This window comes from Shewanella sp. SP2S2-6, assembly GCF_031931965.1.
Taxonomy (GTDB): Bacteria; Pseudomonadota; Gammaproteobacteria; order Enterobacterales; family Shewanellaceae; genus Shewanella; species Shewanella baltica.
The window spans coordinates 12,685-26,102 of the sequence record NZ_JAUOEQ010000016.1; the positions used below are offsets into that span (position 1 = coordinate 12,685).

The following is a 13,418-nucleotide window of genomic DNA, read 5'->3' on the forward strand; positions in this document are numbered from 1 at the left end:
CTAACGACCTGTATTTGCAGCGATTGCCGATGTTACAAGGCCCGACGCTGTATCCACTTTCACGACCGCACTTAAGCCCGGTAGCATGTGCGCTTCTGCCTCAGACAAATCTAAGCGAATACGCACGGGAATACGTTGGACGATTTTTGTAAAGTTACCTGTTGCGTTTTCCGCAGGAAGTAAACTGAATTTGGCTCCGGACGCCGGTGACAGACTATCGATAACACCTATAAAGGTTTTGTCGGGAAACGCATCGAGACTGACCTGCACCGACTGTCCTGGTTGCATGTGTTGGATCTGGGTCTCTTTAAAGTTCGCCGTGATCCACACAGCCCCATCCGGAACCAAACTGTAGAGTGCTTGGCCGGGCTGCACGTACTGCCCCACCATAGCGCCACGTTTACCTATCACCCCAGAAAAAGGTGCGGTCACACGGGTATCATTTAATTGAATTTTCGCTAATTCTAAGGTCGCATCGGCCTGTTCTACCACAGAACCCGCCTGATCTAATTGGGCATTAAACACCGCTAACTCGCGTTGCTTTGCCACTAACACGGCTTTGGCTTCATCGAGACGGGCGGCGGCAGAATCGAATCCCGCTTGCAGTTGATCGACATCATCTTGAGAGCTGTAATTACTGACTTTAAGCTTTTTCGAGCGGCTCAATTGTTGCTGTGCACGTATTTTATCTGACTCAGCCGCCACGACACCGGCACTGGCTTGGGTGATTAACGCCCGTTGTAACTCAACCTTAGCGGCTAAGGTTTGCAAGTCCGCCTTCGAACTTGCCAGTGAGGCTTCGGCTTGGCTCACTTTGGCGCTAAATTGGTTATCTTCGAGCTGAGCTAATAGCTCACCCTTTTGCACATGCTGGTTATCGGTCACATCGCTTAACACGACGTAGCCGGGTACTTTAACGCTGATATGGGAAATATCGGCCTCAACATAAGCGTTATCAGTGGTTTCGATAAAACGTACCTGTGTCCACCAGTAATAACCGCCTCCCGCAACCGCAGCGAGTAACAGTGGAACGGCGATAATGAGTTTACTTTTGGACATGAATGACTCCTTGATTAGTGATATCTAGTGTACTACTGTCTCACTAAGTTTATTAGCCAGTAAAAAATCAACCCACTGTTTCACAGGTGTAACAATGATGGATCTCAATCGCGTGCAAATTTTCGCTCAAGTGGTCGAGCAAGGCAGCTTTACGGGCGCCGCCAAAGCCCTTGGGATCACTAAGGCAACCGTCAGTCGTAAGATAGCCGAACTCGAAGCTGATACTGGCACACAACTGTTATTTCGCACCACCAGAGCCCTAAAACTCACCGAGGCGGGATCGAGTTATTACAACAGGATCAATAAGATCCTCACCGATCTACAGAGCGCCGAAAATCAGCTCAGCGCCCAACAGCAATTGATCAAAGGCAATCTAAAAATTGTCTGCCCGATTGAATTAGGCCAGTTGTTTTTAGGGCCTATTTTCGCGCAGTTTTTAACGCTTTACCCCGATATCACCATAGAGGCCGAACTCACCAATCGTAAGGTTGATGTCATAGAAGAAGGTATCGATCTGTTATTTCAAATTGCAGATTCTGGCGACACTCGCTTGCAAAGCTATGCCTTAGTCAACGCCCATAAATCGTTAATGGCAAGCCCTGCTTATTTGGCCGAGCACGGCACCCCAAAAGTGCCACAGGATTTAGCCAAACATAAAGCGATCCGCTTACAGTCGGCGCATATTGAAGGAGCATGGAAGTTATTCGATGGAAAAACTTGGATTGTCGCCGAGCCCATGACTCAATTGACAGTAAACAATGTCACTTTAGCCCGCGAGGCCGCCATTGCAGGGCTTGGGATCACAGCGGTGCCCTCCATCATTGCCCAAGTAGCATTAGAAAAAGGCTACTTAATCCCGCTGCTTGATGACTATCCAATGGTCCAAACTAAGGTCGTGCTCAGTTATCCACAGCGGGCCTACTTACCCCGAAAATATCGCGTCTTTATCGAGTTCATCTATTCCGCATTATTTAAACGTTGGGGATCGCAAGTATTGGAAGTGCCCGATTTTATCGGCCAAGCCGATCAGGGCGAATAAACAAAATCGAACAAATAAAGCGATCAAAACAGTAACAACTATAACTTTGTAAAGCTTAAATCGCTGCCATAAGGATAAATCCGCTATGTCATAATTGCCTTAATCCTTAAGCCTCTATAAGCTTGGCAAGGTAACAGGCAGCAAAAGACCTTAGGTTTTCCTGATACAGTTTGCATAATAAAATTTAACATTTAATCTCAATTTTGGAGGAAACCTAATGAGCTTAATTAAAGAGTTCAAGGCTTTTGCGTCCCGTGGCAATGTGATCGACATGGCCGTTGGTATCATCATAGGTGCCGCATTCGGCAAAATCGTCTCGTCCTTCGTGGCCGATGTCATCATGCCACCGATTGGTATCATCCTAGGTGGTGTGAATTTTAGTGATTTGAGCATAGTGCTACAGGCAGCTCAAGGTGATGCGCCTTCTGTGGTCATTGCCTATGGTAAATTCATTCAGACTATTATCGACTTTACGATTATCGCCTTCGCCATTTTTATGGGTTTAAAAGCCATTAACACCCTAAAACGCAAGGAAGAAGATGCGCCTAAAGCGCCACCAGCACCGACCAAAGAAGAAGAGTTGCTGTCTGAAATCCGCGATCTATTGAAAGCTCAACAAGAAAAATAATCTCAAACTTAAGTGTCACGCATAAAAAACCCATCTCTAAAGATGGGTTTTGTTTTTACATCAGCGAGATAAGTGATTACTCAGCTTCAACATGCACAGTTTCACTGTAATCTTGCACTACTTCTGCCACCCGAATGCGATAAGAGTTAAACAAACAAGGCACTATACCCGTTTGCTCGGCAATACTGTGGGCCATCTGATTACGCCATTGGGTGATGGAAGCTTGGTCCTCCCAGAACGACAGGCTCAGTACTTTGCCATCGTCGGTTAGGCTCTGAAAACGTTCGATCGAAATCAATCCCTTGCGGCCTTCTAAATATTGGCGCATTTCAGCCGCCACGTGCAGATACTCTTCCTTCCCTTCCTTTGTCGGGATGACTTCAAAAATTACAGCGATCATAACGCTCTCCAGAAATTAACGTCCTTAAATGTCGACTTTAAGATTAGCCCAACCAGGGCGCGATAGCTCGCTGATTTTTAGACTTTTAGTCAATCTGATAATTCTGTCTACAATGTGGGCAATAACCCGAAATATAACAAGTTATTGCCCACGATAACGGCTTATCTGAGGTTAATCGAGTTCATCGATGTGCTTGTCGCGTCGATATAGCCAACGATATAAGGTCGGCAACACTAGCAAGGTCAGCGCCGTCGAGCTAAACAAGCCACCGATAATCACCACTGCCAGCGGCTTTTGGATCTCACTGCCAACCCCCGATGATAATAAAATCGGGATCAAGCCTAAGGCCGAGGTCAGTGCCGTCATCAATACCGGCCGTAAACGCCCAACCGTGCCCTCATAAACACAATCATAGAGTGCTTCGCCGCTTTGCCTGCGCTGATTAATCGAATCCACCAGCACCACGCCGTTGAGCACCGCCACCCCAAATAGCGTGATAAAGCCAATAGAGCTAGGCACAGATAAATAAGTACCACTGACATACAGGGCCACTATGCCGCCAATCAAGGCTAAGGGCACGTTCGCCATGATAAGCAGCACTTGCTTGAATGAACCAAAGGAGAAGTACAACAGCAAGGCAATCAAGGCGATAGAAATCGGCACCACTAGCATCAGCTTTTGCTGCGCTCGCTGCTGATTCTCATATTGTCCGCCAATGATCACTGTATATTCCGCGGGTAAATCCGCCTGTGGCACTAAAGCATAAATGTCTTTCACCACAGAGCCCATATCACGCCCCGCCACGTTGGCCTGTACTACCACTCGGCGCTGCACATCGTCACGGCGAATATTCGGCGGCGCCATTTCCACTTCAACGCTGGCGACTTCCCCTAAGCGCACAGTGGCGCCATTTGTGCCACTAAGTAATAAGTCTTTAATCGCATCAGGGCTTTGGCGAAACTCGGCCGCGAGGCGCACATTGATGTCGTATCTGGCATTGCCATCGATTACTTGCCCTGCACTCGCGCCGCCAATGCCTTGGCTGACAAGGCTCATCACTTGATCGACACTAATGCCGTAGCGCGCCAATAACTCGCGTTTTGGCCGCACAACCAATTGCGCCTCGCCGCTCACTTGCTCTAATGACACATCCACGGCACCGGGGATTTTCGCGACAAGATCGGTGAGCGCTTGGCCTTTCTCCGACAATACCGCTAAATCTGGACCGAAGATTTTGATCGCTAACTGAGCTTTTACCCCAGAGAGCAATTCATCCACCCGAGTCGCAATCGGCTGCGAGAAAGTCAGCAAGAGTCCGGGGAACACACTGAGTTTTTCCTCCATCAGGCGTTGCAGCTCTAAGCGCGAGCTTGCCGATTGCCATTCAGATATTGGCTTAAGCCCAATATAAACCTCGATATTACTCACAGGCTCAGGATCGCCACCAAGCTCAGGCGCACCAATGCGGCTCAGGGCATATTCCACCTCGGGAAAGGCCAGCAAGATAGCTTCAAGTTTGGGCGCGACCGCCAAAGACGTGCCCAAACTCGCGGTTGGTGCCAGCGTGACCCTGAGGTTAATCGTGCCTTCCTCCAGCTCAGGCACAAATTCAGTGCCAAGCCTTGGCAGTAACAATAAACTTAAAGCAAACATCAATAAGGCACTGAGCATCACTACCTTTGGCCTAGCAAGTGTTGCCGTCAGTAGCTTGCGATAAGCGGCATCCAGCGGCGCTAAGACCACGCTTTGTTTGAGTACCACACCGCGCTTGAACAGATACACAGCAAGGGCTGGCACGGCAATCAAGGCCACCAGCAGCGCTGATATCATTGCCAGAATGATACTGACCGCCATCGGCTGGAACAGCTTGCCTTCAACGCCTTCGAGGGCAAATAAGGGTGCAAATACCACTATGATGATCGCCGTCGCGAAGAAGATTGGACTACACACCTCTTTAGCCGCGAGCATGATGCGCACAGCCATATTGGCCTGCTGACCACCGTCCTCATCGCTATGATATGGGTCTGCCTCACCATCGGCGCGCGTTCTCGCCTCCAGCAAATGTCGACGATCGGGCTTTCTCTTAGAAGCTTGGGTTAAGTGTTTGAAAATGTTCTCTACCATCACCACAGAACCATCGACTAACATACCAATCGCCACGGCTAAACCACCCAGCGACATCAGGTTTGCCGACAATCCATAGTAGGACATCACCATGAGCGCGAGCCCGATAGACACAGGAATAGACAAGAGCACCAGCAAGGTCGCGCGGATATTGACGAGGAACAGCGCCAAGATCACCACGATAAACACAAAGGCCATTAACAGCGCATCGCGCACTGTCGTCACGGCCTTATCGACCAGTTCGGCTTGATCGTAAAACACTTCAAAAGACACGCCATCGGGCAAGGCCTGCTCGATAAGACTCACCCGCGCGCCAATATCATCGATAGTCGCTTTGGTGTTGGCGCCCATGCGTTTAAGCACGACCCCCGCCACCACTTCGCCGAGGTTTTGTACTTTGCCAGCCTCATCGCGGCGCGTCATAGTCACAGCGCCAACACGGATTTCACTGCTAAAATCCACCTGAGCGATATCGCCCACCCGCACGGGCGTGCCTTTATCCTCCGTAAGCGGGATTTGCGCGATCGCCGCTAAGCCTTGTTCTCCTGCGGGCAACATGCCGTAGCCGCGTACCACAAGTTGCTCTTGGCCTTGGTCCATAAACCAACCGCCAGCGTTGCGGTTATTGCTCTCTAATGCCTCGGTAACTTGCGCCATCGACAAGCCATAGGCGCGCAGTTTATTCGGGTCGACCTGTACCTGGTATTGGCGCACATCGCCACCAAAGGACAAGACTTCCGTCACGCCGCCGACGGGCATCATGATGAGTTTCACAAGATAATCATTCAAACTGCGCAGCTCGGCGGCATCGATACCTGAGTTAGGTTCGGCGCGCAGAATGTACTGATAAATCTGTCCTAATCCCGAAGTATTCGGGCCGATTTCCGGCACACCGACGCCGCTTGGGATCATCTCCCGCGCCGCTTGCAACTGTTCAAACACTTGCTGACGGGCGAAGTAAATATCCGTCCCTTCGGCAAATACCACAGTCACAATCGACAAGCCAGTGCGCGATAACGAGCGCACCTCCGTCACGGCTGGCAAAGCGTACATGGCCGATTCCACCGGATAACTGATGAGTTTTTCCACCTCTTCTGCGGCTAACCCTTCGGCCGCAGTATTGATGGTCACTTGCACGTTAGTCACATCGGGAAAGGCATCGAGATTCAATTTAGGCAGCATGACCACGCTTGCCACTATCATGGCGAACAAGGCCAACACCACTAACAGCCGATTTTTAATCGCGGTTTCGATTAACTTTTGCAACATAGAAAATCTCCAAAATGAGGGCGCTCATATTAGTGGGCGTGAATATCAAAGCCCGCTTTCGCCTGCTCGGACGCCAAGAAAAATGCGCCAGCCACCACGACCTTGAGCTGTGCCTGTTGGGCTTTTTCAAGCTCAGGTCCACGTACTAGACTCAAGCCGCGCTGACGCTGCACCACTTCTACCTCAATGGACTCGAAGCCATCCTCATCTTGAATAAAAATCTGCCAGTCGCCATCGCCGCCACGGGTCAGCGCCGCATCGGGCAGCACGATTCCACCTGCCTTATCAGCAGAGTTGGCGACAGTATTGGCAAAGTAGAGTTCGGCAAATTGCCCCGCATGCAGCACATGATCAGGATTGTACATACTCACCAGCACTTGCTCGGTGCGAGTCACGCTATCGAGTTCATGGGAGCGACCTATGATCTTGCCCGCCAGTGTTTTATCCCCCACTTGCACTAAGGCCGCACTGCCGACAGTGATATGCGCGGTTTGGGTGGGCGTTAACTGCGCCTCAACCCACAGATAGGACTCATCGGTCAGCTGCATTAACGGCGTGCCCGCACTAAATACTTGGCCTAACATGGCGATATCTTGCTGCACTCGTCCGTCAATCGGCGCTAAAAGTTGATAACTGCCGATGGCTTCGGGCGTCGATTCCAGAGCGCGAATTTGCGCGGGCGTCATCTTAATCGCCTCTAAAATTGCCCGTTTAAGTTCGGCATCCACCTGAGCCTGCATCCGCCGACTAACGCTAACCGCACCTTCACTCATGCGCTTAACTCGGCTCCATTCAGCAGCAGCATTGATGTAGTCCGCCTGTGCCTGCGCAACGGCTGCGCCGCCCAAGGTCAGTAAAGGCTCACCTTTTTTGACTTCTTGTCCCGGCACTACGTGGCGCGCCAACACGCGCACATCGAGCTGCGGCGCAAGGGTCGCGGTGCGATCGCGATCCACCACTAAGGTCGCCGTCGCCCTGATATCCAAATTCAAATTGGTGATATTCAAGCTATCGCTCGATAAAGGTAATAAGCTAATCCCCGCCAAGGCTTGCTGCGTTTCGGTCAATTTCAGCGCCTGTTCGCCGTGTTCATCCGTCGGCGCCGTTTGCGTTACCGAATCACTGCTTTCCTTAGCCGCGGGTGCGTGATCACCGCCAGCCAATACAGGCTGAGCGCTAAATACCCACGTGCTCAGCACGAATAATGCGAGCGCGATTTTTGATAGGTTAAACCGACGCTTTTCAGGCGTTGTTACAGCATCCAGTTGAAGAACATTTTCGTAGTGAGTATTTAAATTCATTATTGTGACCTCATGGGTTTACTGTGCGCGCGGCGGCATTGGGCATGTGTGAAGGTGCTTGGCTGATCTGTTCAGCGCTACCATCCAAAAAAGGCATAAGCTGGCCGCTTTCGCCCATCCAAGTTAACCAGCTCTGATAGATAGCCGTTTCTAGGTTTAAGCCCACCAAATAACTGGCGGCTAACTGCCGACGACTCTGTAAGTACTCGCTGGTACTCACATCCCCCGCCTGCCATTGTTGGCTTAAGGATTTAGCCGCTTTAGCACCTGACACTTGCACTAACTCGCGCCAGTCTTGGTAACGCTCAAGCAAACGCGGTAACGCATAGAGGAATTGTTTCTGCTTAGTGGTAAGTACTCGCTCACGGGCAAGATAGCCTTGCTCGGCGATCGCAATACCCTTATCGGCTACAGCTTGTAACTCACTGTAGTTATTGCGAACTTGCAGGGGAATCGACACACCAACCCCAAGTTTATTGTCCGTACCCTCCTTTTCGGCGGCTAGACTAATGGTCGGGTCTGCTGACGTATCGGCCTTGACTTGCATGGCATTGACTCGTGCCAGCAGCACTTGCTGATAGGCACTCGCCAGAGCCGGCAAAGTGGATGTTAAGGGGCTCAACTCGGTTGCTGGCGCTTGCTTAGCCTGAGTCACGAAGACATGGATCTCCTTAATAAACTCGCTAAAGGCAAAATTATTATTTCCAAGTAACTCAATCACTTTGCCGTCGGCCACTAAGGCCGCCTGCTCAGCTAAGGCGTAATCGGCGGTGTTAGTTGCTAACTCGAGTTGCATCAATTGCAGCTCAACGTTGGATAAATCCCCCGCCGCCAACCGCTGCTTGGCAATACTGAGCTGCGCCTTAGTGAACCTTAATTGCTGCTCGGCAAAGATCAGCGCCTTACGGCTTTGCGCCTGTTCTGCCAATGCTAGTAAGCGTTCGGCCAACATTTGGTTACGCTCTAAACCTATGTCCGCTAACAGGATTTGGGCTTCAAGCTCGGCACGTTTTGTCGCCACGCCGCGCTTATCAGCCCAATCGAGGGTTTGACTCAGACCTAAACTGTAGGAATCTGTGTCGGCATTTTGATAGTTAAGCCCAAGCTCAGGGTTATACACGGCGCGATCCGCCGCCTGAATGGCAAGCTCTGCTTGTTGCTGTCGTGTAAGCTGCGCCTGCACTTCAGGTAACTGATTGAACTGTGTGAGTAACGCGGGCAACCATTGGCCTAAGGCGGCATATGGCGCGTCGGTTTCTTTGGCGGGCAAACCCAGTGATTGAGCCTTAAACACCTCGGCATCAGGGGCTTGGGTTTCAATGGCTTTGGTTTCCAAGGGATTGGTTTCAAGAAAGACTTCAAGAGTGTCATTTTCTGCCGCGAGGGCAAAGGCTAACAATCCGGCGGCCAATACTAATCCGCAGCTCAACAAGCCCGATCGAAACAGGCAAGCCAAGGTACGGGCGAGAGTCGTTTTGTTCATCGCAAATCCTAACAATATCGAATGTGGATCGGCTGACTTTTGCGCCCAATGTGAGAGAGCTAGATTTGAGCTTCATTTGAAATAGCTCAATGCAAAGCAATCCTATCGTTCTGGGCATGGCAAATAAGCGCCGATCGAATCATCCCGCCAAGCAATACATATCTAAAACTATGCGTAACTTAAGCTATGCATAACCAACGCATCGCACGGCTAAAAGACCGATGGCTGGCACAACAACTCACGCTGCTGAGCATCAGTTAAATCGCATTTGGGAGATGAATATAAATGGCTTATCGCGCGGCGAAATAGATTGAGATCCAAGAAGATGAATCAAGATCCTTAGACCGAGGAATAAGCTGGATAGTGGGGGATTAAGCTATTGGAGGACGATACTTAGGTAAATTATCAGGCGGGAAATAGGCTAAATTAGCTGCGAGGAAAACGCTTTCTAAGGCTTGCACAGGTTGGCTTAGCCCAGGAGATAACAGCGCCACATGACCGCCATGACATTGGCAATCGAGGCACAGGTCAAAATCCTGTAATTCTGTGGTTTTCACTAAGTGGGAATGCAATTCGCTGGCATGATTTTCGCCCAAGTTATTGCTTAACACATCACTACTGGCATCAATATCAGCAAAGCCTAGGGCTTGCTCGCTTGGACAAACGCAATCGACACACTGGGTCAAAGTGGTCACTTGGGCGCTAAATTGCAGATGGGGATGATTGTCGGCTTCTTCCGCGCCATTGCCCGCATGTAACTGATGCGCACCTAAATTCGCGCCAGCAAATTGCAGCACGATAATGGCTATCAGTAAGGTCACCATTCGAGTAAAAAATGGCTTAGCGGTAGAATTCAAATATCACCTATAGCAAATAACGGATAACGGAACATCTGACCCGTATGATAAACATAAGTTCACAGCTCGCAAGCAAAGTCTTTCAAGCTGTGATCTCTAAAGGCTAACGCTGACTTAAATACTCAGTGCTTATTTAAACACGCAACACTTATTTAAATACGCAGTGCTTAGCATAATCAGCGGCTTCATTGGCAGTCCAATCGCCAGATGGCTTCTCTTTCATCTGCTTACACCAAGCATCACTACCGACTTCTGGCGCGCAGGCACTCAATCCAGCGGTAAACGCTAGCACCAACACAATGGCACTGATTTTTGAAACATTTTGCTTAGAAAAAGCGCGCGATTTAAATAAAGACATACTTCATTCCTTGTAAATACGGTCTACATTAGACCATTAGATATTCGAACGCTTAGTGATCCAAGCAATCGCTTTGGTTTTCTGCTCTAGGGGAAACCATGCCACTTCACCCTGCATAAAAGGACCAAGTAAGCGCACCGCATTTCCCACCCAATCTGGGCCGCCCACAAATACTAAGGCTTCAAAATTAGGTAATTGGACTTCACCACTGCCGGTGAGTGACTCAAATTCCCAGCCCTCGAGTAACACGTCTGCCTCAATATACAGGCAAACTTGGCCCCAATCCTTACGATAACTCTTAATCGCCGGCTGTAAACGGGTCCGATAATCGGTGGAGGATAGTCGGCCACTGGCAAAAAGACTGATAACACCCTTAGCAATATCGGGGATTTGGCATAACATAGAGGCACTCCGAATCGAGAACACTTTTGCAAGCAATGGCCTTGGCCAATGCTGTGGCAAAGAATGCGCCCGATGATAACAAATCTATTGAAAAGCCATAAGTGATTATTGATGGCTTCTCAATCCATGCTGAAAAATGCCTAAGTTTGCCATGATAAAAATCTCAAACCGTGTGGAACTTCAGGAAAATGAAATCGAGTGGCAATTTATCCGTTCGAGTGGCGCAGGCGGTCAGCACTTAAATAAAGTGTCCACCGCTGCGCAGCTAATTTTCGATATTAAAAGCTCATCATTACCCGAATATTACCAAGAACGCTTGCTCAATAAGGCCGATCACCGCATCACTAAAAGCGGTAAAATCATCATCAAATGCCAAGCGAGTCGCAGCCAAGATGCCAACCGCCAAACGGCGTTGGAGCAATTTATCGCCTTAGTCGCCAGTGTCGGTGAAGTGCAGAAAAAACGCATTCCTACCCGCGCCACCAAAGGCAGCCAAACGCGGCGATTAGAGTCCAAGAAACAAAAAGGCGCCACTAAAGCCATGCGTCAGCAAAAGACTGATTATTAGCGTTAATCAGCATTAGGCCGCAGTTGAAACTGGCCGACAATGGCGCTGGATTTCAATGGTAATAGTCGGCTCGCAGATGTTCAGCTCGCACACAATCGACTAACGGATAATGCAAAATCAATTTGAACAGGTTAAGTTAGTGACCTATCTACAAAACTAACAAATGCCTCCCAGCTTTAATTCCAAGGCATGTCGTAAAGGAAAGCGCAATGAGTCACAAAATTTTGCTCGTCAATGGCCCCAATCTCAACCTCTTAGGTCGCCGCGAGCCCAGCGTTTACGGTCATCAAACCTTGGCCGACATAGTGGCGGAGTTAAACCAGCAGGCAAAATTGGCGGGAGTTGAGCTTGAGCATATTCAGTCCAATGCCGAATTTGAGCTAATCAACGCGATTCATGCGACTGATGCCAAGATGATCATTATCAACCCCGCCGCCTTTACCCATACTAGCGTTGCCCTGCGTGATGCCTTGCTTGGCGTGGCAATTCCGTTCTTTGAAGTGCATTTATCCAATGTGCACGCCCGTGAAGCCTTCCGTCACCATTCCTATTTTTCCGATAAGGCGATAGGCGTGATTTGCGGTTTCGGTTCACAGGGGTATGAGTTTGCACTGGCGGCAGCCATTAAGCGGCTAAACCAGCCACAGTAATCCCATTCAATAGCGTGCTTCGCAAGGGCAGATAAATGGCAATGGATCTTCGTAAAATCAAAAAACTCATTGAGTTAGTGCAAGAGTCTGACATAGCAGAACTGGCGATCACCGAAGGTGAAGAGTCGATTCGCATCACTCGCTATAGCCCTATGTCAGCCAATGTGCAGTCATCGCAAACGCCAACCACAGCACGCGTGGCACCTTTAAATACACAGGCAAAGCAAACCGCCGATTCGCCAAGTGTGGAAGGTTTTGTGCAAGTCTCGCCTATGGTCGGCACTTTTTACGCGGCGGCAGAACTCGATGAGGTGCCGCTAGTTAAAGTCGGCCAAAAGGTGAGCCAAGGTGAAGTTGTCTGCATTATCGAAGCGATGAGAATGATGAATCCCATCCAAGCCGAGCGCGATGGCGTGGTCAGCGCTATTTGGGCCAAAGACGGCGATGAAGTGGCATTCGATCAACCGCTATTTACCTTAATCTAACCGCTCGCCTTCCCATGAATTGAAGCGCACTTGAGTTTAAGATGCGGTTTTCAAGCCAAGACAGCATTAACCGAGGTCACTATGATATTAATTACCGGCGCCAGCAGTGGTTTAGGCGCGGCACTCGCATCGCTCTACGCCAAAGAGAATGAAGCACTGACACTCACAGGTCGCCATGCCGAGCGTCTGCAAACCGTCGCCAATGCATTAACGCCCTTCTCCAACAAAACGATCGCCGCGATCACCGCCGATCTCGCCAGTGAATCGAGTCTCGAAGCCCTGTTCGATGGCCTGACGCAAGCCCCTAAAACCGTGATCCACTGTGCGGGCAGCGGCTACTTTGGGGCGATTGAAACCCAAGGGGCGAGCGATATCCACAGCCTGCTCAATAACAATGTCACCTCGACGATTTTGTTGGTGCGGGAATTAGTCAAACGCTATAAAGATCAAACGGTCACTGTGGTTGTGGTCATGTCCACCGCAGCGCTTGCCGCCAAGGCGGGAGAATCCACTTACTGCGCGGCAAAATGGGCGGTGCGGGGATTTATCGAGTCGGTGCGATTAGAGCTTAAACAAAGCCCAATGAAGTTGATTGCCGTGTATCCCGGCGGCATGGACACAGGCTTTTGGCCAAGTAGCGGTAAAGCATTAGATACCTCAAGTTTTATGTCCGCCGATGAAGCGGCAGGCATGCTCAAACAAGCCTTAGTTGCCACAGAGCATGGTTATATCGCCGATATCACCATACAAAGAGCCTAGCCCTAGCCGAAACTGAGGTTGGCAGATTGCGCACAA

The 13,418-nt window shown here is 49.9% G+C and carries 14 protein-coding genes; 6 read left to right on the forward strand and 8 right to left on the reverse strand.

Annotated elements, in window-relative coordinates; genetic code table 11:
• The gene (locus tag Q4Q57_RS12400; protein WP_311890993.1) at positions 1 to 1,059 is read right to left on the reverse strand and encodes an HlyD family secretion protein; all 1,059 of its coding nucleotides are present in this window, start codon (positions 1,057 to 1,059) and stop codon (positions 1 to 3) included.
• 94 nt (positions 1,060 to 1,153) lie between these two features.
• Here Q4Q57_RS12400 and Q4Q57_RS12405 point away from each other — a divergent pair, with 94 nt between their 5' ends.
• Positions 1,154 to 2,098, forward strand: coding sequence for a LysR family transcriptional regulator (locus Q4Q57_RS12405; protein ID WP_006084264.1), 945 nt, complete (start codon positions 1,154 to 1,156; stop codon positions 2,096 to 2,098).
• 217 nt (positions 2,099 to 2,315) lie between these two features.
• Positions 2,316 to 2,726, forward strand: a complete 411-nt coding sequence (mscL, locus tag Q4Q57_RS12410) for a large-conductance mechanosensitive channel protein MscL (protein ID WP_105250328.1) — start codon at positions 2,316 to 2,318, stop codon at positions 2,724 to 2,726.
• A 76-nt stretch (positions 2,727 to 2,802) separates the two neighbouring features.
• On the opposite strand, the gene Q4Q57_RS12415 is transcribed toward mscL, so the two are convergent.
• The 7 genes from Q4Q57_RS12415 to Q4Q57_RS12445 all read right to left on the reverse strand — a co-directional run bounded on the left by Q4Q57_RS12415 (position 2,803) and on the right by Q4Q57_RS12445 (position 10,920).
• Positions 2,803 to 3,126 (reverse strand): antibiotic biosynthesis monooxygenase family protein, encoded by a 324-nt coding sequence (locus tag Q4Q57_RS12415; protein WP_025008611.1) that lies wholly within the window; start codon positions 3,124 to 3,126, stop codon positions 2,803 to 2,805.
• A gap of 171 nt (positions 3,127 to 3,297) precedes the next feature.
• Positions 3,298 to 6,519 (reverse strand): CusA/CzcA family heavy metal efflux RND transporter, encoded by a 3,222-nt coding sequence (locus Q4Q57_RS12420; RefSeq protein WP_311890994.1) that lies wholly within the window; start codon positions 6,517 to 6,519, stop codon positions 3,298 to 3,300.
• Positions 6,520 to 6,548: 29 nt separating this feature from the next.
• Complete coding sequence (locus tag Q4Q57_RS12425; RefSeq protein WP_311890995.1) at positions 6,549 to 7,820, reverse strand: efflux RND transporter periplasmic adaptor subunit; 1,272 nt, start codon at positions 7,818 to 7,820, stop codon at positions 6,549 to 6,551.
• A 10-nt stretch (positions 7,821 to 7,830) separates the two neighbouring features.
• The gene (locus Q4Q57_RS12430) at positions 7,831 to 9,303 is read right to left on the reverse strand and encodes a TolC family protein (protein ID WP_311890996.1); all 1,473 of its coding nucleotides are present in this window, start codon (positions 9,301 to 9,303) and stop codon (positions 7,831 to 7,833) included.
• A gap of 371 nt (positions 9,304 to 9,674) precedes the next feature.
• Positions 9,675 to 10,127 (reverse strand): hypothetical protein, encoded by a 453-nt coding sequence (locus Q4Q57_RS12435; protein ID WP_311891035.1) that lies wholly within the window; start codon positions 10,125 to 10,127, stop codon positions 9,675 to 9,677.
• Positions 10,128 to 10,308: 181 nt separating this feature from the next.
• Positions 10,309 to 10,518, reverse strand: a complete 210-nt coding sequence (locus Q4Q57_RS12440) for a DUF3012 domain-containing protein (protein ID WP_311890997.1) — start codon at positions 10,516 to 10,518, stop codon at positions 10,309 to 10,311.
• Positions 10,519 to 10,554: 36 nt separating this feature from the next.
• The gene (locus Q4Q57_RS12445; protein WP_011845671.1) at positions 10,555 to 10,920 is read right to left on the reverse strand and encodes an STAS/SEC14 domain-containing protein; all 366 of its coding nucleotides are present in this window, start codon (positions 10,918 to 10,920) and stop codon (positions 10,555 to 10,557) included.
• A 136-nt stretch (positions 10,921 to 11,056) separates the two neighbouring features.
• On the opposite strand from Q4Q57_RS12445, the gene arfB reads away from it, so the two are divergent.
• From arfB to Q4Q57_RS12465, 4 genes are all read left to right on the forward strand, one after another.
• Positions 11,057 to 11,488: an alternative ribosome rescue aminoacyl-tRNA hydrolase ArfB gene (gene arfB, locus Q4Q57_RS12450; protein WP_220591225.1), complete on the forward strand. Its 432-nt coding sequence runs from the start codon at positions 11,057 to 11,059 to the stop codon at positions 11,486 to 11,488.
• Between the two features lie 209 nt (positions 11,489 to 11,697).
• Positions 11,698 to 12,138, forward strand: a complete 441-nt coding sequence (gene aroQ, locus Q4Q57_RS12455) for a type II 3-dehydroquinate dehydratase (RefSeq protein ID WP_063883660.1) — start codon at positions 11,698 to 11,700, stop codon at positions 12,136 to 12,138.
• Positions 12,139 to 12,173: 35 nt separating this feature from the next.
• Entirely contained in the window at positions 12,174 to 12,623 is a 450-nt protein-coding gene (accB, locus tag Q4Q57_RS12460) for an acetyl-CoA carboxylase biotin carboxyl carrier protein (RefSeq protein ID WP_311890998.1), read from the forward strand.
• Between the two features lie 81 nt (positions 12,624 to 12,704).
• On the forward strand, positions 12,705 to 13,382 hold the full coding sequence (locus Q4Q57_RS12465) for an SDR family NAD(P)-dependent oxidoreductase (RefSeq protein ID WP_311891036.1): 678 nt from the start codon (positions 12,705 to 12,707) through the stop codon (positions 13,380 to 13,382).
• The last annotated feature ends 36 nt before the right edge of the window (positions 13,383 to 13,418 follow it).